This is a genomic window from Leucobacter komagatae (assembly GCF_000834055.1).
GTDB classification, from domain to species: Bacteria; Actinomycetota; Actinomycetes; order Actinomycetales; family Microbacteriaceae; genus Leucobacter; species Leucobacter komagatae_A.
The window spans coordinates 14,026-33,360 of record NZ_JXSQ01000030.1 but is presented as its reverse complement, the minus strand read 5'-3'; the positions used below and the strand labels follow the sequence as shown (position 1 = coordinate 33,360).

19 protein-coding genes, 1 other RNA gene and 1 riboswitch are annotated in these 19,335 nt (G+C 63.6%); of the genes, 8 read left to right on the top strand and 12 right to left on the bottom strand.

The features are described 5' to 3' along the window. Positions 1–115 precede the first annotated feature (115 nt). The 4 genes from SD72_RS14655 to SD72_RS14640 all read left to right on the top strand — a co-directional run bounded on the left by SD72_RS14655 (position 116) and on the right by SD72_RS14640 (position 2,875). Entirely contained in the window at positions 116–382 is a 267-nt protein-coding gene (locus tag SD72_RS14655; RefSeq protein ID WP_042545209.1) for an HNH endonuclease, read from the top strand. A gap of 253 nt (positions 383–635) precedes the next feature. Beyond that, positions 636–938: a hypothetical protein gene (locus SD72_RS18060; RefSeq protein ID WP_052492739.1), complete on the top strand. Its 303-nt coding sequence runs from the start codon at positions 636–638 to the stop codon at positions 936–938. Beyond that, a complete protein-coding gene (locus SD72_RS14645) occupies positions 880–2,406 on the top strand; it encodes a terminase (RefSeq protein ID WP_157000614.1) in 1,527 nt (508 codons plus the stop codon). Before SD72_RS18060 ends, SD72_RS14645 begins: the two co-directional genes overlap by 59 nt. Before the next feature lie 4 nt (positions 2,407–2,410). Further along, a complete protein-coding gene (locus tag SD72_RS14640; protein ID WP_042545207.1) occupies positions 2,411–2,875 on the top strand; it encodes a hypothetical protein in 465 nt (154 codons plus the stop codon). 973 nt (positions 2,876–3,848) lie between these two features. Here the strand turns inward: SD72_RS14640 and SD72_RS17815 are convergent. Both SD72_RS17815 and SD72_RS14635 read right to left on the bottom strand, forming a co-directional pair. Beyond that, the gene (locus tag SD72_RS17815) at positions 3,849–4,067 is read right to left on the bottom strand and encodes a hypothetical protein (RefSeq protein WP_157000613.1); all 219 of its coding nucleotides are present in this window, start codon (positions 4,065–4,067) and stop codon (positions 3,849–3,851) included. Between the two features lie 203 nt (positions 4,068–4,270). Further along, positions 4,271–4,612: a hypothetical protein gene (locus SD72_RS14635; RefSeq protein ID WP_042545206.1), complete on the bottom strand. Its 342-nt coding sequence runs from the start codon at positions 4,610–4,612 to the stop codon at positions 4,271–4,273. A gap of 141 nt (positions 4,613–4,753) precedes the next feature. On the opposite strand from SD72_RS14635, the gene SD72_RS14630 reads away from it, so the two are divergent. Genes SD72_RS14630 through SD72_RS14620 form a run of 3 tightly spaced genes read left to right on the top strand, consistent with a single transcriptional unit; the run spans position 4,754 to position 6,381 of the window. After that, the gene (locus tag SD72_RS14630; RefSeq protein ID WP_042545205.1) at positions 4,754–5,083 is read left to right on the top strand and encodes a hypothetical protein; all 330 of its coding nucleotides are present in this window, start codon (positions 4,754–4,756) and stop codon (positions 5,081–5,083) included. A 52-nt stretch (positions 5,084–5,135) separates the two neighbouring features. Further along, complete coding sequence (locus tag SD72_RS14625) at positions 5,136–5,939, top strand: inositol monophosphatase family protein (protein ID WP_042545204.1); 804 nt, start codon at positions 5,136–5,138, stop codon at positions 5,937–5,939. Between the two features lie 34 nt (positions 5,940–5,973). Next, on the top strand, positions 5,974–6,381 hold the full coding sequence (locus SD72_RS14620) for a DUF3054 domain-containing protein (RefSeq protein WP_042545203.1): 408 nt from the start codon (positions 5,974–5,976) through the stop codon (positions 6,379–6,381). On the opposite strand, the gene SD72_RS14615 is transcribed toward SD72_RS14620, so the two are convergent. The 10 genes from SD72_RS14615 to yczR all read right to left on the bottom strand — a co-directional run bounded on the left by SD72_RS14615 (position 6,378) and on the right by yczR (position 18,620). After that, complete coding sequence (locus SD72_RS14615; protein ID WP_042545202.1) at positions 6,378–7,088, bottom strand: MgtC/SapB family protein; 711 nt, start codon at positions 7,086–7,088, stop codon at positions 6,378–6,380. The two genes, SD72_RS14620 and SD72_RS14615, sit on opposite strands and share 4 nt — an antisense overlap. Positions 7,089–7,179: 91 nt before the next feature. Next, positions 7,180–9,888: a magnesium-translocating P-type ATPase gene (gene mgtA, locus SD72_RS14610; protein ID WP_052492737.1), complete on the bottom strand. Its 2,709-nt coding sequence runs from the start codon at positions 9,886–9,888 to the stop codon at positions 7,180–7,182. A gap of 261 nt (positions 9,889–10,149) precedes the next feature. After that, positions 10,150–10,318, bottom strand: a riboswitch (M-box (ykoK) riboswitch). A 202-nt stretch (positions 10,319–10,520) separates the two neighbouring features. Next, positions 10,521–10,892: a transfer-messenger RNA gene (gene ssrA / locus SD72_RS17535) on the bottom strand. Positions 10,893–11,218: 326 nt separating this feature from the next. Beyond that, positions 11,219–12,217, bottom strand: coding sequence for a type I glyceraldehyde-3-phosphate dehydrogenase (gene gap, locus SD72_RS14605; protein WP_042545201.1), 999 nt, complete (start codon positions 12,215–12,217; stop codon positions 11,219–11,221). A gap of 116 nt (positions 12,218–12,333) precedes the next feature. After that, positions 12,334–13,287, bottom strand: a complete 954-nt coding sequence (locus SD72_RS14600) for a GlxA family transcriptional regulator (protein ID WP_042545200.1) — start codon at positions 13,285–13,287, stop codon at positions 12,334–12,336. Positions 13,288–13,296: 9 nt separating this feature from the next. Beyond that, on the bottom strand, positions 13,297–13,773 hold the full coding sequence (smpB, locus tag SD72_RS14595; RefSeq protein ID WP_042545199.1) for an SsrA-binding protein SmpB: 477 nt from the start codon (positions 13,771–13,773) through the stop codon (positions 13,297–13,299). Positions 13,774–13,926: 153 nt separating this feature from the next. Further along, positions 13,927–14,841 (bottom strand): permease-like cell division protein FtsX, encoded by a 915-nt coding sequence (ftsX, locus tag SD72_RS14590; RefSeq protein WP_042545198.1) that lies wholly within the window; start codon positions 14,839–14,841, stop codon positions 13,927–13,929. Then, the gene (gene ftsE, locus SD72_RS14585) at positions 14,838–15,911 is read right to left on the bottom strand and encodes a cell division ATP-binding protein FtsE (RefSeq protein ID WP_042545197.1); all 1,074 of its coding nucleotides are present in this window, start codon (positions 15,909–15,911) and stop codon (positions 14,838–14,840) included. Before ftsE ends, ftsX begins: the two co-directional genes overlap by 4 nt. 118 nt (positions 15,912–16,029) lie before the next feature. Beyond that, entirely contained in the window at positions 16,030–17,136 is a 1,107-nt protein-coding gene (gene prfB / locus SD72_RS14580; protein WP_042545196.1) for a peptide chain release factor 2, read from the bottom strand. A gap of 50 nt (positions 17,137–17,186) precedes the next feature. Further along, complete coding sequence (gene yczR, locus SD72_RS14575) at positions 17,187–18,620, bottom strand: MocR-like transcription factor YczR (protein ID WP_042545195.1); 1,434 nt, start codon at positions 18,618–18,620, stop codon at positions 17,187–17,189. Positions 18,621–18,681: 61 nt separating this feature from the next. Between yczR and yczE the strand changes: the two genes are divergently transcribed. After that, positions 18,682–19,314, top strand: a complete 633-nt coding sequence (yczE, locus tag SD72_RS14570) for a membrane protein YczE (RefSeq protein ID WP_042545194.1) — start codon at positions 18,682–18,684, stop codon at positions 19,312–19,314. Positions 19,315–19,335 lie beyond the last annotated feature (21 nt).

Here is a 19,335-nt window from a genome sequence, read left to right as displayed (position 1 = left end):
GCTACCCGGCACCCAACACCAAGCCCATCCCACCCAGGGACCCACACCAGCCCAGCCACCACAAACCTCACCCCCCACAACAAGCAGCCCAGCACCGGACACAAAGGAGTGCCCAATGCCAGGACTCGACGACCGCACCTACCGCAAACGCACAGCCGCATTCAAAGCCCAACGCAACGACTGCTGGCTCTGCCGCAAACCCATCGACTACACACTTCCATGGCGCGACAAGATGGCATTCACAGCCGATCACATACAACCACGCTCCAAAGGCGGACACCTCTACGGCGAAATCCGTGCAGCACACCGATCCTGCAACAGCAGCCGATCAAACCGCGTCACCACCATCACCGACAGGCCACAAACCGCCCTCAAATGGTGAACCAACACCCGCCCACCATCCACCCACCACCCCAGGGGGCACCCCCTCCCCCCGGGGCCTCTTGCCAGACCCGCGGCATAGTGACATGCGTGTGCGTCTGACATTGGTTTGACACCCGCAACGGGGATGTGACGGGAGGTCCGGCGTGGTTCGCGATTTAAAGCCCTGCGGAACCCCGGCAGCCTATCGGCGTCACCTGCGTAAGGGTGAGCCCGCGTGCGCGGAGTGCAAAGCCGCAGTCGCCTCCGAGAAGATGGCGAAGCTCGACGGTGATCGCGACGTGCGCAAGCTGAGCGCTGTGCTCCCAGAGAGTGAACGCGCCTCTGATGTGGGGGCGAATGAATTTGATCCCCTCGAAGACGCGAAGGCGAACTTGCGCCTGGTCAAGGCAGCTCTTGAAGATGCGGTCCCTCGTGAGGTATCCGCCTTGTCGAAGCGGCGTCAAGAACTCGTTGCGTTGATCGCTGAACTCGGCGGCGCTGGTAAGGAGGTCTCCATTGCAGACCAGCTTGCTGAGCGCCGAGAAGCTCGTAGGAGAGCAGGAGCCTCGACTTAAGCTTTTGCCTTCAGATTTCGACCCGCAGCAGTCCGCGGATCGGGCCGACGACATGATCGGCGTTGCTGAACTGAGTGGCCTGTACCTAGATCCTTGGCAGCAGATCGGTGCGGAGGCGTTGACGCTCGCACGCGCCGATGGTCGATGGGCCGGGTTCGAGGCTTTCATTGCGGCGAACCGACAGCAGGGCAAAGGCACCATTATCGAGGCCCGCCAGCTGGCTGGCCTCTTCGTGTGGGAAGAGTCACTGCAGATCTACACTGCGCATGAGTTCAAAACTGCGCAAGAAATGTTCCTGCGCATTCGGCAGCTGGTTGAGTCCGCTCCCGACCTGGACCGCCTCGTATCCCGTGTCCGAACCGCTGATGGCGAAGAGGCGATCGAGACGAAGAACGGTTGCCGGCTGAAGTTCATGGCCCGCTCGAACTCGTCTGGGCGAGGGTTCACAGCTCCCACGCTCTATCTGGACGAGGCGACGAAGCTCAAGCAGCGCATGTTGGCCTCTCTGATGCCCACGATGTCTGCGCTGTCACTGACGGGGAATCCGCAGATGATGTACTTCTCGTCTGCCGGCGAGGTCGACTCAGATGTGCAGGCCGATATTCGGGATCGTGCTGTTTCGGGAAAGTCTGGCCGTCTCATCTATGTGGAATGGTCAGTGCCCGCTTGGGATGAGCTCCCTACCGACGAACGGGCTCAGTGGCCTTCGCCCGCAGAGTACCGTGCGGACCCTGAGGTGCACCGCCGAGCGAACCCCGGCTACAACATTCGTCTTGACCCAGAGTTCGTAATGAACACGGAGTTGGAGACGATGGGGCCCGAGGAGTTCGATCGCGAGCGGCTCGGCATCTGGGCGAAGCTCGGCGGCGGCGGTGTCATCCCGAGCGCGGCATGGGCTGATTCTGCTGGCGACGCACTCACCATTGAGACGGAGACGCGCGAGCTCGGACGGGTGGCGTTCGCCGTGGACATTCCGCGGTCGCGTGACTCTGCGTCGATCGTCATGGCTGGCGAGCTCCCGGACGGGCGTACGTCGGTCGTGCTCATTGACCGCCGTGTTGGCACTGACTGGGTGGCTGAGCGGCTCGCTGAGCTGAAGGCGCAATACAGCCCGGTTGCGATTGTCATTGATGAGCTCGCGGCGACGGGCACGCTCTTGGGTGAGCTTCGTCGTTTGCGGATCCGCGTGTGGCCGGTCAAGTACCGGGAGTACATGCGCGCCTGCGGCGCTCTGTTTGATGCGATCTCGCAGCTCAAGATCGCGCACACTTCGCAGCAGGAACTCAATGACGCGGTGGCAGGTGCTGGCCGTAAGGACGGGGAGTCGACGCTCTGGAAATGGGCGGCGTCTTCGTCGGCAGATATTTCTCCGTTGGTTGCAGCGACGCTGGCATTCGCTGGCCTGCACCGACGGTCCGGGAAGTCACCTGAGGGTGGGCAACGGAAACTAATTGTGATGGGCCGGTGATTCCGTGACTGATGTTCGTAACCTCACCGATGATGAACTGAAGACGTTCAACAAACTGCTGAACCAGCTGAACCAGCACAAGCGGCGCAACAAGCTGCGGGACCGGTATGGCGACAGCAAGAAGACTCTCGACCAGGTCGGGTTTTCGATTCCTCCGCACATGGCCTCGTTTCAGGCGGTGCTGGGGTGGCCGGATAAGTCTTGCGGTGTGCTGACTCGCCGGTTGCGGCCGCGCCTGTTTGCTGTTGCTGGTGAGTCAACGCTGTTGGAGGACGTCAACGCGCATTTCGGGTCAGCCAGCGTGCAGCTCGTTGAGCGGATGGCGATCGAGGCTGCGGCCCGGCACGGTGCTGCGTTCGTTTTTACGTCGAAGGGTGACACCAGCGTTGGTGAGCCGGAAGTGATCCATCACGAGCAAGTACTACATCGAGATGGAAGAGACTGTCGCGGACTTCTCGGAGTATCTTGAGGCTCTTGTGACCCCTACTCCTGAGCAATGAGAAGTATCCATTTACTCTCCACTTTGAAGCAGCTTCAGCCAGCTTCAGCCAGTCTGGGTCAGGACAAGATGGCACGACACGCCTTATTAGGCAAGGCGTGTAAGCTCCCCCCAGTCCCCACCGGTTCAGGCACTTCAAATCAGCGGGTCCACGGTTCGAGCCCGTGAGGGCGCACAGATTAGCCCCGAGATCATCACGATCTCGGGGCTTCTTTGTTTTCAACGCGGGTTCGTATCCAGAGCCCCTCCGCCGCTGCCTCATCTCCAGCACCGCACCGGGCACGCAGCCACGGGCGCTCTCACCACGGCCGCCGAAACGCGAACCGCCCGTCACCGAATGAGAACGCGACTGCCACGGCGCTTCCCCACCCCGACGCTCTCGAACGCCACCACATCTCGAACGGGCCTGGGGCTCCCCCGGAATTTCGACCGTGACGGTCTCGCCTCACGAGCCCATTCGCGAACAGTGGTTGCCCTTGCCGCTCACTTTCCGCTGGCTTTCAGAGGTCGTCTCTTAGAGCGCTTCCCGGCGCTCACGGCAAAACACAAAGCCCGCGAGCATGAGTGCAAGATAGATCCCGGTAGTTGGCACCGCCCATTGCGGGTCAAGGCGAAGCTCAGTCGAACTCAGCAACGTTCCAATTGGGAACGCCCCACCGAGGCCCACCACGACACCCACTACGCCAGAACGAACAACAAGCGCCCAATTTGGTACGAAGCGGCGAAGCAACCACCAAGCACCTAAACCCAGCAGGCTGAGAATCGATCCCCATACGAGACACGGCCCAACAACAAGAAAGAAGCCCCAGAAAACCGCAGACAATACTCCATACGAGTTAGTGGAGCCCAAGTACACTATCTGCAGCAAAGCGGGCAACGCAGCAGCAAGTCCTCCAAAACTACCAGGCGGAGCACGGAAAACCTCGCAGCGCGATTACTCTGACTATCTCTCGTATTCATTGACTGCTTTCGAAAAATTCTTTGCTTGCTGGAGCCAGGTCAAGCTTGCCTCGTACTTGGCAAGACTCGCAACATCGCCCTCTGCCCGTGTGGCGTGTGCAACCTTCCGCAAAAGAGACCAGCCGTCCCGTTCACCAATCGAGAGCTCAATCGTGGAACCTGGGTCATCAAAACACTCATCAGACACGACGGTGAATTTCACGCTTGTGAATCTGGGTCCCTCCGCAACCAGGCCAGTTTCGGTAACACGAGCTACAGCAGGGAGGGCTTCCGATAGTTCCAATACTTCGCCATCTCTAAAGCCGCCGGGGTGCCCTTTCGCAGGGAAGGGAAAGATCTCGTCCGGGTGCGCCCTGAAGATGTCCGTCAGACCCCTGGGGCTATGCCCCTGTGTCGAGGGGAGATTCAAATGCTCCCTGTCATATCTATGGGTGCCCTGCTGCTAGCGATGCGGGACTGCCGTTCAACTGGGTTTGAAGTCGTAAGCATCTTGGCTTGAATGCTTCTCATACTCGCCTGTGCAGAGCTGCGAATCCTGATCTGCTCGTCAGCAAGAGACTTGATCGCATCGACCTCATCGACGTACACAACGATTGCTTTCTTTACGGTTTCGGCAGTCTCGATGAGAGCAGCGGGATTCGTAACCAAGCTGCCAATGCGCGCGGCGGCGGCCAAGGCAGAAACGCCTGCCCACTTGCCTGCGAAAATCTTGCGAACGCGTTGAACTTCGATCTGCCCGGAATCCATAGGCACCTATACCCCAGAAGCAGTGACATCTGAGAACACGGTCTGCAGCTGAGCCGCAGCTTCCCTAACGGCCGCATCATCGAACTCAAACGAAGAACTCATGAGCAGCACCTTCCGCTGGGGGTATTGCGTCGTCCGCGCATGGGAAGAGCACACCGCGAGAACACAGTATCAACGACCGGTCGCTACTTCGTCGGCTCCCGCTTGTTTGCGATCGCCGCCCGCACCTCGGAGGCCCACCTCGTGCGCGACGGGAGGCCCGTGCTCCGCGCACTCGTCGCCACATCGCGCGAGACGAGCCACCTGTGCGTGCCCGCCCACGGCAACGTGAGCGGGCCGGCCGAGCGCCTCGCCCCAAAGGCCGAGCGCCTTGCCCCGAAGGTCGAGACGCTCGCGCAAATCGTCAGGCGCGCCGGTGCGACGCTCTCCCAGGTGCTCGGCCGCAGCACGCACCCCACCGCCGAGCGCTAGGCTGGGCAGAGGTATTCAAGCCGTACGGCACCCCGAGCAACCACGGAGCCTCATGCCAGAGCAGCCCACCACCCCTTCAGCCGATCTCGCGTTCGCGCTCGAACTCGCGGAGCTCGCGGATTCGATCTCGCTCCCCCGCTTCCGCGCGGCAGATCTCCGCGTCGACACCAAGCCAGACCTCACGTTTGTCACCGACGCCGACCGGGCCGTCGAGGACGCGCTGCGCGCCCGCATCGAGGCCGAGCGCCCGGCAGACGGCTTCTTTGGCGAGGAATCCGGGCGCGCGGACAGGGGCGATCGGCGGTGGATCCTCGACCCCATCGACGGCACCTCCAATTTTCTGCGCGGCGTGCCCAACTGGGCGACCCTCATCGCGCTCGAGGTCGGCGGCGTACAGACCGTCGGCGTCGTCTCAGCGCCCGGTTTCGGCATGCGCTGGTGGGCAGAGATCGGCGGCGGCGCCTGGGGCCAAGACGAGGGCAAGGAACCTCGCCCGCTGCGCGTCTCCGGCGTGAGCGAGCTCGAGCACGCCTCGCTGAGCTTCCAGTCGATCGAACAGTGGCGCGAGGCCGGCTACCTCGACTCGCTGCTCGCGCTCGAACGGGCGACCTGGCGCGATCGCGCGTACGGCGACATGTGGTCGTACATGCTGCTTGCCGAGGGGCTCGTCGACATCGTCGCCGAGTTCGACGTCAAGGCGTACGACCTCGCCGCGCTCGTGCCGATCGTCACCGAGGCGGGCGGCCGGTTCACCGATATCGACGGCAACGAGAGCGCGTGGAACAGCAGCGCACTCGCAACGAACGGCGCACTCCACGAAGCGGTCATCTCGGCCGTAGCTGCGCACCGCAGCTAGCCGCCCCAACCGGCACGAAGAGAACAGGCATCCCGTGAGCGATACACGATCCACCCCGAAGCGATTCTCGCCAGGCCTCGTCGCCGGCGCGCTCCTGCTCGATGCCGCGTTCGTGGTCGCGTTCGCGGCGCTCGGCAGGGGCAGTCACGACCGCGAGGCCACCCTCGCGGGGCTCTTCGAGACCGCCTGGCCGTTCTTGGCGGGCCTCGCGATCGCCTGGCTGGTGACGCTCGCGTGGCGGCGGCCACTCGCGGTGTGGCGCACTGGGCTGCCGGTGTGGATCGGCTCCGCCGGCCTCGGCCTCGGCCTGCGGGCAGTCGTCGGGCAGGGAACCGCGCTGCCGTTCGTCATCGTTGCGACGCTCACGCTGTGTGCGATGCTCATCGGTTGGCGCCTCATCGCAGCGCTCATGCTCGCGCTCAACGCGCGACGCGCTCGCTAATCCTCCCCCCGCAGCTCTTTCGCGCTCCACCGCACCGACGTCACCTCGGGGACGGGGATGACATCGGCGATCGCGGCCTCGAGCGCGGCGTCATTTCGCTCCAGCGCCACGACAGTCGCCGTGAACTCCACGATCCCGTCAGCCACGTCGTTCGCTTCGAGTGAGTGCACCGTGAACTCAGGGTTTTGCAGTGCGGTGACCACTTGCGAACGGACCGCGACCTCCGACGCAGCCGAGGAGCGCACGACGAACTCGTATTCGGTTGCGACCGGCTCCTTCGATGAGGATCCCCCGGCGCGGTCCAAGAGCCTGCCGAGCGGCCGCAGCAGAATGTTCGACAGCACGACGGCGGCCGTGCCGCCGACCGCAATGATCAGCATGCCGCCCCCAGCGAGCGCCCCGACCGCCGCCGAGGCCCACAGCGTCGCGGCAGTGTTCAGTCCGGATATCGATGCGCCCTGCTTCATGATCACACCCGCACCGAGGAAGCCGATGCCGGAAACGATTTGAGCGGCAACGCGGGTCGGATCGGCGTCGGATCCCGTGAAGCTAAACGCGCCCATGATCACGAAGAGTGCGGAGCCAAGACTCACGAGCGCGTTCGTGCGCACGCCAGCTGTGCGGGAGCGAAGCTGTCGTTCAAACCCGATCGCTGCTCCGAGCACGAGCCCGGCAACAATTCGGATGGCAAGGTCGAGGATATCCATGGCGTTCCGCCTTTCAATGGGTACTGCAAACTCAAGCGTGTGGCGGGTGCGAGGACAGCCTCGCACCCGCCACACGCGGATTCTTGGTGTGTTAGATCCAGGTGCCGAAGCGGCGCACGTAGCGACGCTTCGCGAACTCGACGACGAGGCAATAGGTTGCGAGCGTTGCGATCAGCCAGGGGAAGTACGTCCACGGCACGGTCACCAGCCCGACCGCCGCACCGAAGCCGGTGAATGGGAGGATGAGCCCAAAGATGCAGACCATCGACGTCGCGATGAGCAGCGGCGCGCTCGCTCGGGACTGCACGAACGGGATCTTCCTGGTGCGCAGCAGGTGCACGATGAGCGTCTGCGAAATGATCGACTCGATGAACCAACCAGACTGGAAGTACGCCGCGTGCTCCGGGCTGTTCGCCGCGAACACGAACCACATAAGCGCGAATGTGGTGATGTCGAATATCGATGAGAGCGGTCCGATCCGCAACATGAATTGCGTGAGCGTCTTCGATTCCCATCGCCTGGGCGAGCGGATCTGCTCGTTGTCGACCTTGTCCCACGGGAGGGTGAGCATCGAGAGGTCATACGAGAGATTCTGGATGAGCACGACGATCGGGATCATCGGCAGGAATGGCAGCATCGCGCTCGCCACGAGTACCGAGAACACGTTCCCGAAGTTCGACGAAGCCGTCATCTTGATGTACTTCATCGTGTTCACAAACGTGCGGCGGCCCTCCATCACGCCGTCCTCGAGCACGGTGAGGTCCTTCTCAAGCAGGATGATGTCTGCGGACTCCTTGGCAATATCAACCGCCGTGTCCACCGATATCCCGACGTCAGCGGTGCGCAGTGCTGGGGCATCGTTGATGCCGTCGCCGAGGTACCCGACCGTTCGGCCGTGTTCGCGCATTGCCTCGATAATTCTGGCCTTCTGCGTCGGGTTCGTCTTCGCGAACACGTGTGTGCGCTCGGCGAGCTCTCCGAGCTCGGTGAGCGACAGCGCCTCGGTCTCTTCTCCGAGCACGATGTGGGTTGCGTCGATCCCCACCTCACGACACACGGTCGCGGTGACGAGCGGGTTGTCACCCGTGATCACTTTGACATCGATGCCATGGGAGGCGAGGCTCCGCAGTGCGGGCCTCGCGGAGGCCTTTGGCGGGTCAAGGAAGGTGAGGATCCCGACGATCGTCATCTGCACCTCGTCTTCGACCGTGTACTCAATCTCACGGCTCATGGGGCCCGCGACTTCGATATCGCGTGTCGCGACCCCGAGTGCGCGCATGCCGAGGGCGTTGTGTTCGGCGACGATGGCCTCGATTTCGACGCGCCGCTCCTCCGTGAGCCTGCGGCGTTCCGTGCCAACCATCTCCCACTCGGCGATCTTCAGGATCTCCTCGATCGCACCTTTCGTCACGATCACGTGTGTGTCGTCGCCCTCCGCGACGACAACGGACATGCGGCGCCTCGCGAAATCGAAGGGCATCTCGTCGACGAGCTCGAAGCGGCTCACCGAGCGGTCGAGGTCGTCGCCAGCTGCGTTGAGCACTGCCTTGTCGAGGAGATTGCGCAGCCCAGTCTGGAAGTGCGAGTTCACGGTTGCCCAGCCGAGCGTGCGATCACTCGACTGGCCGTTGGTGTCGAGGTGACGCTCGAGCACGATTCGGTCCTCGGTGAGCGTTCCCGTCTTGTCCGTGGCGAGCACGTCCATTCCGCCGAGATCCTGGATGGCCGCGAGTCGCTTCACGATGACGCGAGCGCGCGACATCATCTGTGCGCCCTTCGCGAGGTTTGCAGTCACCACAAGCGGGAGCATCTCCGGGGTGAGGCCAACAGCGGTCACCACTGCGAAGAGGAACGCGCTCCCCCAGTCCTTGGTGATGCCGTTGATGATGAAGACGGTCGGAACCACCACCGCCATGAAGCGGATGAGCGTCCAGGTGACCTTCCTGATGCCCTTGTCGAACGCCGTGTCAACCCTTGCGCCCTGGATCGAAGCGGCGAGGTTGCCAAACGCTGTGCGGTCTCCGGTCTGCAACACGAGTGCGGTGCCAGAGCCCGAGACGACCGATGTGCCCATGAACCCGAGGTTCTCTGCCTCGAGGGGATCAGCGACGGTGGTGAGCGGGTCCACCCGCTTCTCGACGGGCATCGCCTCGCCCGTGAGCATCGCTTGATTCACCTGCAGGTCGGTGCTGCGGATGAGCCGCACGTCGGCGGGGAGCATGTCGCCGGCCGCGAGCTCGACGATGTCGCCGGGCACGACCTCCTCTATGGAGCGCTCACCCGTGACGGGTACGCCGTCGATCTGCCTCGTCACCGCCGTCGTGGTGCGAACGAGTGCTGCGAGCCGTTCGGCTGCGCGACCGGAACGAAACTCCTGCCAGAAGCGCATGATCGAGCTGACAAGCACCATCGTGCTGATCGTGATCACCCCGACCCAATCCGAGCCCTCCTCGGGATCAGCAAAGAGCACATCAGTGAAGAACATGATCACGACGAGACCGATGAGGATCAGAATGAACGGGTTGGTGAGGGTGCGCAGATACTGCACGATCGGGGCGGGCGGGCGCTGGTGGCGCACCACGTTTGGCCCCCACTGCTCGAGGCGGGCATTCGCTTCCGCCGCAGTGAGGCCCTGCTGGTGCGCGTCAACGAGCACCAGAGCTTCATCGGTGGATGCCTTCGTGGCACGCGCGAGGAGTTCGGTGTCCACTGCCGGAGCTCGGCCTTTGAGCTTCCGCTTCGTCTTTGTCTTGGTTTTCGTCTGAGTGTTGCTCAGCGTGTCAATGGGTGAGGTGTTCATTGGTGCGGTCCTTTGCTGGCGGACGCAGGCCAGATCGCGGCGCGGGAAGCGGCGCGGGCGCGTCGTGCGGAGAGAAACACTGGGGTGAATCGATACACCGCGCGACAAGCCAGAAGGACAGGTGGGCGCTAGCCCCCGAAAGCTGGGATTGAGGAATGCGTGCCGCGCGGGTTGACTGATCGACTATTGCCGTCTTCCACGGGTCACCTCCTCTGCTCACACGCTCGCCAATACGGGTAGGCACGAACCCTCGGTTCGATGCGAACACCTCCACGTCAGAGCTTTGGCACTGTGTGACGTATCCGAATGCCGGAATCCGCTTGGGGCCGACCCTTAAGCCGGGAAGGCCTGTCCTCAGCCTGGGCGTCTCTCGACGTCGTGGGATGAGCGGACTGTGTTCACGCAGGAGCCTCGCCGAACGAAGCGCTATACCTTCCACCGTAACCCATGGTTGCACGATTGCGCAAGCAGGGCTGCGTCAAACGCCACCGCGAGGGGGTTACGGCTTTGGCGTGCCGGCCTCCGCACCCGGGTCACGAACGACAGACCACGCGAACCGCTCCCCACCAAACGCGAAGAGGCCGCCCAACCGGGCGGCCTCTTCGTGAAAACTCAGTGTGTGACGCACATGTTCGTGGAGCCGCGGGGAATTGAACCCCGGTCCACTTCGACGATTCCATGCCTTCTACGAGCGTAGTTCGTTAAAACGTTCTACTCGGCCCCATTCTTTGCAACGAACATCTAGGATGACAGGCCCAGTCCCAGTAAAAGTCCCGGTGCGTCCTGAGACACAACGCACCAGCAAGCCCCCTAAATGACGCCAGGAAACCGGGGCGGAGGCGCACCCGGCCTGACGGACTCGGTCTCGTGCTTAGGCAGCGAGAGCGAAGTCGGTGCGCTTTGAAGTGGCACCTATGGTTTGCGAAGGGCGTTTACGAGATAACTCCGCGTCCTCGGCCCGCTTCTCACAGTCTCAAATCGACGTGTCGAATCCGATCGGCCCCGTCTGTGCGGATTGCATGGCAACCCGCGAACATTCGCATCACACACTATTGAGTTCTCAAGGTTCCCGAGCTAGCCGGGCCCTCCAGGCTACCACGATTCCGCGCCAGAGGCGGGTACGCCTGTGAGCTCAGGGCGAACGGCGGCCGAGACGCCCGCGGTCGAACTCATTGCTGCGATCCCCGCTCTACGAGGTGCTGGCGACCTGCGCCGGGCGACGCGCATCGCCGCGGTGGGCGTCACCCAGGAGCACTTCGGGGCGGGCCGGCGATTGCCGACCCGCCCCGCGTGCGCTGCGCTGCAGTTGCAGCTGCAGCGAGCCCTTCGGTTACTTCGTGAGGAATACGAGCGTCTCTGCGACGCGGTTCGAGAAGCCCCACTCGTTGTCGTACCAGGCGGACACCTTCACAAGCTTGCCGTCGACACGTGCCAGCTCAGAGTCGAAGATCGACGAGTGCGGGTCCGCAACGATGTCGCTCGACACGAGGGGATCCTCCGAGTATGCGAGCACGCCCTTCAGCTCGCCCTCAGCAGCATCCTTGAAGGCCGCGAGCAACTCCTCGCGCGTGATGTCACGCTTCACGATTGCGGTCAGTTCAACGATCGAGCCGACGGGGACGGGCACGCGGAGCGAATCGCCCTGCAGCTTTCCGTCAAGCTCAGGGAGCACCAGGCCGATGGCCTTTGCGGCTCCCGTTGACGATGGCACGATGTTCAGTGCTGCGGCGCGGGCACGGCGCGGATCACTGTGTGGGCCATCAACGAGGCTCTGGTCGCCCGTGTAAGCGTGAGCGGTCATCATGAAGCCCTGCTCAATGCCAGCGAGGTCATTGAGCACCTTCGCGGCAGGAGCGAGCGCATTCGTTGTGCACGAGGCGCTCGAGATGATGCGGTGCTGCTCAGGGTCGTAAGCTTCGGTGTTCACGCCGAACGCGAGGGTCACGTCTGCACCCTTCGACGGTGCGCTAACGAGGACGCGCTTCGCGCCAGCCTCGAGGTGCTTCGCGGCGTCCGTTGCCGCGGTGAAGCGGCCGGTCGACTCTACGACGACGTCAATGTTGAGCTCGCCCCATGGGAGCTGAGCCGGTTCGCGCTCTGCAAGGATCTTGATCTTGCGCTCACCAACGACGAGGAAGCCGTCTTCGAAGCTCATGCGCTCCTTGGCTCGACCGTACACTGAGTCAAAGTTGAACAGCTGCGCGAGTGCGTTTCCTTCGCCAAGGTCATTCACCGCGACGAGTTCGAGATCGCTTCCCTGTTCGAGGATTGCGCGGAGCACGCCGCGGCCAATCCTGCCGAAACCATTGATTGCGATGCGAGAGGTCATTTATCCATCTTTCTCGGACTTCTTGGGGTACTACGTCCATTCTCATAAGAAAGAGAAACCTCATCAAGTGGCATTAACGCCCACTCGCGCAAGGATCACGCCAGGCAGCTTCGGGGCTACTCCCCCTGCGTGAACGTGCGTCGATATTCGCTCGGTGTCGTGCCAAGCACACGCCTGAAGAACTGCCGCAGATTCGCCCCAGAACCCAGCCCAACGCTCAGCGCAATCTCGTCGATTCCGAAGTCGGTGTTTTCAAGGAGCTCACGCGCAAGATCAATCCTCGCCCGCATGACCCACTGCATCGGCGTGTACCCGGTCTCCTCGCGGAAGCGCCGTGAGAATGTGCGTGGCGAGACGTTTGCGTGGCGTGACAGCGTTTCTATCGTCAGCTGCTCGTCGAGGTGTGTGAGCGCCCACTCGCGCGTCGCCGAGAACCGCTCCCCAATGGTTGGTGGCACGCTCCGCCGCACGTACTGCGCCTGGCCGCCGCTCCGGTACGGAGCCGCGACGAGTCGCCGCGCGGCGTGGTTCGCGGTCGCCATCCCGAGATCGCCCCGCAAGATGTGCAGGCACAGGTCGATTCCAGACGCCGCCCCAGCTGATGTGAGCACCGCGCCCTCGTCAACGAACAGCACACTCTCGTTCACCTGAATCTGCGGGAATTGCTCCGCGAAAATGCGCGAGTAGTGCCAGTGCGTCGTCGCACGCTTACCGTCGAGCAACCCGGTTGCGGCCAGCGCGAACGCACCCGTCGAAATCGCAGCGATTCGCGCACCGCGTGCGTGGGCTGCGACGAGCGCTGCGACCAGCGCTGCAGGTGGCTCGTCCCTATCAGGGTGCCGGTAGCCTGGGATGAAAATGAGTTCGGCGTCTTCGAGCGCCTCGAGCCCGTGCTCGACCGAGTACGAGAGGCCGTCGCCCCCGGACACGAGTCCCGGTTCAACGCCGCAGACCCGCACCTCGTACGGCATGCTCGGCCGCGTCGTAAACACCTGGGCCGGAATACCAACGTCGAGCGGCTTAGCGCCGTCGAGGATGACCACTGCGACCTGCCTGAGGCGATCAGCCACCGCTACGCCCTATTCGCCCGTGCGGTTACGCTGCCGCATCGCCCGCTCAGCCTCGCGGGTGTCCTGCTTTTCGCGGAGCGTCTGCCGCTTGTCGTATTCCTTCTTGCCCTTTGCCAGGGCAATCTCCACCTTCACGCGGCCGTCGAGAAAGTACAGCCGAAGCGGCACGATGGTCATGCCACCCTCACGGGTTTTCTCGTGCAGCTTGTCAATCTGCTTCCGGTGGAGCAGCAGCTTGCGCTTGCGCCTCGGCGAATGATTCGTCCACGAGCCGTTGAGGTATTCGGGAATGTAGGCGGCATCGAGCCAGGCCTCGCCGCGCTCGATAAACACGTACCCGTCGACGAGCGACGCGCGCCCCATGCGCAGCGACTTTACCTCGCTGCCCGTGAGCACCAGACCGGCTTCGTAGGTGTCGAAGATGAGGTAGTCGTGGCGCGCCTTCTTGTTCGAGGCGATGAGTTTCTCACCGGTGTCTTTGGGCATGTTCACTTCCTCTCACGGTCTGGCGCGCTGGTGCGCGCAATGGTACAGCCTATCGGAGCACGGGCACCGGGGGCGAACTCCGGAGGGAATCCGGCCGGCGTGCTGGCGGCAGAGCTGGCATCGATCGCTCGGGTGCCCGCTCCGCCCACCCGGTCACACGCGCAGGTACCGTGTGATTGCGATCTTCGCAGCTATCGCTGAGAGGATCACGCCGAGCGCAATGAGGATCGGAGGCACGATGAGCGATTGCTCGACCGTGATGTAGCTCGTGAACGGAACTTCCTTCACGAGGAAGCCCTGCACGAAGAACTTCACAATCGCAACGGACGCGGCCCCCGCGAGCACCGCCCCGATGAGCGCGGCAATGATGCCCTCGAGTATGAACGGCGTCTGAATGAACCGGTTCGAGGCGCCCACAAGTCGCATGATGCCGATTTCTCGTCTGCGGGAGAACGCCGACAGGCGGATCGTGGTCGAGATGAGCAGCATCGCCGCGATGAGCATGAGCCCTGCGATGCCGATCGCTGTGTAGCTCGCTACGCCAAGGAACAAGAAGATTCGGTCGAGCAGGCTCTGCTGATCCTTCACGCTCTGCACGCCGGGGATACCCGTGAAGGTCTCCGTGATGATCTGAGACTTGGCGGCATCCTTGAGCTTCACCCAGAAGGTCTGATTGAGCTGTTCCGGGCTCGTGACATCAAGGATCGGGTTGCCCTCGAACTGCTGCGTGAACTCCTCGTAGGCCTGGTCGTGGTCGAGGAAGAAGTAGTCGTCGACGTAGGGCGCGAGGACCTCGTCGTTCAACGCAGCCTCGATCGCTGCGATCTGCTCCTCGCCCGCGTCGGTTCCGTCACACGTGGCGCTCTTGTCGTACGAGGTACAGAGGTACACGGCGACCTGCGCGCGGTCGTACCAGAACGACTTCATCTGCTGCACCTGCTGCTGCATGAGAATCGCGGCGCCGACAAAGGTCAGCGAGACAAAAGTCACGAGGATCACGGAGATCACCACGGAGAGGTTGCGGCGAAGTCCGCTCCACACCTCGCCAAATACGAGCCTGAATCTCATCGGGTTGGCCCCACATTCCCCTGATCGTCGTCACTCAGCCCGAGTCGCTCGGCGAAACCGCCCGATTCCGCGACCTGAACGGTGCTCTCAACATCCGGTTCGAGGAACGAAGGAATGCGTTTTCCTGGCACCGCCTCGTCTTCGGGTGGCGGCACGGAGAGGTCGGCAGGCTCTTCGAGCCTGGTCGCAAGCGGGTCGTCGATGTCATCAACAACTGGCTCAGCTGCCGCCGATGGCAGCGGCTCAATGAGCGCGGCCTCCGCGGCGGCGGCGTCTTGTTCGCGCATGCGCTCGACCTCGGGCGCGAGCGCCGCACGAACGACGGCTTCGGTTGTCCGGAGGACGCGAGCGCCGGTGTCAGTGAGCTCCGCGATCGGGATCGATGCGGTGTGCCCGTAGCCACCCTCAACGTCGTCGCGCACGACGACGCCCTGGGAAAGCTCGACCACACGCTGCTGCATGATGTCGACGAACGTTGCCTCGTGCGTCGCCATGACCACGGTCGTACCCGAGGCATTGATCGCCTTGAGGAGCTGCATGATGCCAAGGCTCGTCGCAGGGTCGAGGTTACCCGTCGGCTCATCTGCGAGCAGAATTGCAGGCTTGTTCACGATCGCGCGCGCGATCGCGACGCGCTGCTGCTCGCCGCCGGAGAGCTCGTGAGGGAAGCGCTTGGCTTTGCCAGACAGGCCGACCATCTCGAGGGTGTCTGGCACTGCTTCTTGGATGTATCCTCTCGACTTGCCAATCACCTGCAGGGTGAAAGCAACGTTGTCGAAGACTGTCTTGTTCGCGAGCAGCCTGAAGTCCTGGAAGACGTTGCCGAGGCCGCGGCGAAAGTATGGAACCTTCCGGGATGAGATCTTGCTGAGATCTTGGCCTGCGACGTGGATCTCGCCAGACGACGGCCGATCCTCGCGCAGGATAAGCCGCAGGCAGCTTGATTTACCGGAACCTGAGGCACCCACAATGAAGACGAACTCGCCGCGATCGATTTTGAGGTCGATCCCGTCGAGCGCGGGTTTTTGCGTGCCGCGGTACTTCTTGGTGACGTTTTCGAAGAGGATCATAACGCCACAGAGACTACGCGTCGTTTGGTGAATAGCAGCTGAGGCGCGCGCGAGTTCCGCGCATTCTCGGCAAGCTTTAGTGGCAGGGCGCGGCCGCTGGCACCGCTTCCACCGCGCGTTAGTCCTTGTTCAGCGAACGCCAGCGGATCCCGGCGGCGATGAAACCGTCAAGGTCGCCGTCGAACACGGCGTCCGGCTGCGTCGACTCGAATCCGGTGCGCAGGTCTTTCACCAGCTGCTGCCCGTAGAGGAAGTAGGAGCGGATCTGGTCGCCCCAACTCGCGGTGATATTCCCGGCCAGTTCTTTCTTCTTCGCCGCCTCCTGCTCTTTCTGCAGAATAAGGAGGCGCGCCTGGAGCAGGCGCATCGCAGCGGCGCGGTTCTGGATCTGGCTCTTCTCGTTCTGCATCGAGATGACGATGCCGGTGGGAAGGTGGGTGATCCGCACCGCGGAGTCAGTCGTGTTCACGGACTGGCCGCCCGGGCCGCTCGAGCGGTACACGTCGACACGGATGTCGGTGTCTGGGATCTCAACCTCTGTTGCAGCTGCGAGCAGTGGGATGACCTCCACCGCGGCGAAGCTCGTCTGCCGTTTGTCTGCTGAACCGAACGGACTGATGCGCGCGAGGCGGTGCGTGCCAGCCTCGACCGAGAGCGTCCCGAAGGCGTAGGGGGCGTCGATTTCGATCGTTGCTGACTTGATCCCGGCGCCCTCGGCGTAGGACGTGTCGAGCACCTTCGCCGAGTAGCCGCGGTCCTCCGCCCAGCGGAGGTACATGCGCAGCAGCATCTCCGCAAAGTCTGTAGCGTCGTCTCCGCCAGCGCCCGAGCGAATCGTCATGACGGCCGATTCTGCGTCGTACTCGCCCGAGAGCAACGTTTGCACCTCGAGGTCTTGGATGAGCGTCTCGATCGCTGCGAGCTCGGCGTGTACCTCGGCCTCAGTGTCGGCATCGCCTGCCTCTTCGGCGAGCTCGGCGAGCACCTCGACGTCATCGATGCGGGATTCGACTCCACGCACCTTGCGCACCCGCGCCTGCCGGTGGGAGAGCCCACTCGTGACGAGCTGTGCTGCGTCTGGATCGTCCCACAGGTCCGGCGCCGAGGCCTGCGCTTCGAGCTCCGCGATTTCGCGGTCGAGCTTGGGTAGATCGGTGACCTCCGCGATGTCAGCGTAGGTGGCGCGGAGCGAGCGGATCCGGGCGGAGAAGTCCTGTTCGAGCATGATGCCTCAGTTTAGTCTCCTGCGCGCGTCGGCGCTGCACATGAACCGTGTTAGACGACAGCCTGCCGGGTAAGCTCCCCCGGATCCGCCACTGCGCCCTCGTCCCAGGCTGCCCTGAGCCTGCGAACGCTCTCACGCAGGTCTGCGGCCGGAGCCGAAAACGGGAACCGCACGAAGCGCTCGAATACGCCTGGACTGCCGAAGCGGGGCCCTGGCGCGAGCCGCACCCCGTGCTTCGCCCCGGCGCGTGCAAGCCGCGTCGCGTGGCGCCCTCCGAGATCCACCCACGCGCTCACGCCGCCAGAGACCCGGGGCAGGGTCCACTCGGGAAAGTCGGCAGCAACCTGTTCGGCGAGGGCGCGGTACTGGGCGGCGTGCTCGACCGCGCGCTCCGCGAGTATCTCGTCGTACTGCTCGAGCGCGAGCCGGGCGATGACCTGCCCCCACGTGCCGGTTCCCAGATCAGAGATGCGCCGCGAGACCTCCAGCTGCGCGATGAGTTCGGGCGTCGCGCGGATCCACCCGATCCGCAACCCACCCCAGACAGATTTTCCGAGGGAACCGACCGTGATTACCGAGTCGCGTTGGTGCGCGTGCTCGGCTGCGGCGGCGAACGGGAGGACAGGTCTTGGCTGCCCCAGCGTGAGCTCTGCGGTTGTCTCGTCGGCGATGATGTGGCCGCCCTGTGCCGTGAGCGTCGCAAGGAGCTCGGAGCGCAGCTCCTGCGGCATCGACTGGCCCGTTGGGTTGTGATTGTCTGGGATGAGGTAGGTGAGCCTTGGCGAGGTGCGGGCAGCGATGCTGAGGATGCTTGCCGCGTCGTAGCCGTCAGCGGCGACGGGCAGCTCCGCGACGAGCGCCCCTGTTGCAGCAAGCGCCTCGCGTGCGTTCGGGTAACTCGGCGACTCGATGAGGCTGCGGTCCCCTCGCCGCAGCAGCGTGCGTGCGATGAGGAAGTTCGCGTGCTGCGCCCCGAGCGTCACCATGATTTGTTCCGGGGCGGTCGCGAGGCCGCGCGCGGTGTAGCGATCGGCAATCGCACGACGGAGCTCGAGCTGACCGATGGTGTCGTAGCCAATGAGCTCGAAGGCCTCAGGGTGGGCGGCGAAGGCGCGTGCGCTCAACGCCCCGAGCCCCGCCCAGGGTGCCGGACACGCGGTCGTGAGGTCGATTTCGTCTTCGCTAGCAGGGGCGTCCCCAGCGGGAAGTGGCCGTTGCGTGCGGACCACGGTGCCAGACCCCTGCCGTGAATGCGCAAGGCCGCTCTCCCGCAGCTGCTGATAGCTCGCGCTCACGGTCGTGCGACTCACGCCGAGCGCCTCGGAGAGCGGCCGTTCGGCAGGGAGGGCAGTTCCGACGGGGATCGTGCCGTCGCGCACGAGGAAGGTGACCGATTCGCTGAGCTCGCGGTAGCTGTGTCCAAGCCCGCGCCAGTCCCCGAGGAGCTCCACGAGGCGTCTCGCCGTGAGTCTCTGCGCAATCATAAGGCCACTCTAATCAGATTGGCCTCTTGTTCGCCAGGCCAAATGGGAGTGGACTGATCCAATGCTGCTCCGACTCACCCGCCTCATCCCCGGCCTCCTGCTGTATGGCATCGCCGACGCGTTCATGATCCGCGCCGCGGTCGGCGTCGATTCTTGGACGGTGTTCGCCCAGGGCACGGCGCTCCATACTGGGCTGAGCATCGGGCTACTCACGAACATCATTGGTGCGTTCGTGCTGCTTTTGTGGATCCCGCTCCGCCAGCGCCCAGGACTCGGGACTGTCCTGAATATTCTCCTCGTCGGCCCGGGTATCGACCTCGGCCTGTGGCTACTGCCAGTTCCAGAGCCGATGTGGCTGCGTGTACTGTTCTTCACGACAGGGATGGTGCTGCTCGCGGTCGCAAGCGGCATCTACATCGGGGCCCACCTCGGCCCGGGCCCGCGGGACGGACTCATGACCGGCATTCACGCACGGTTCGGCACCCCCATCTGGGTTGGTCGCACCGGCGTCGAACTCACCGTCCTCGTCCTCGGGTGGCTGCTCGGCGGGAACGTCGGTTTGGGAACCGTCGCCTTCGCGCTACTCATCGGCCCGCTCTGCGGGTTCACGCTGCCGTTCTTTGACCCCGTAGCGCGCCGGGCGGCACGCGAGACGCGAGAGCGGGAGGCGGCCGAGGCCACCTCCCGCTCCTAACACCCGCCTGTCCGGGCGCTG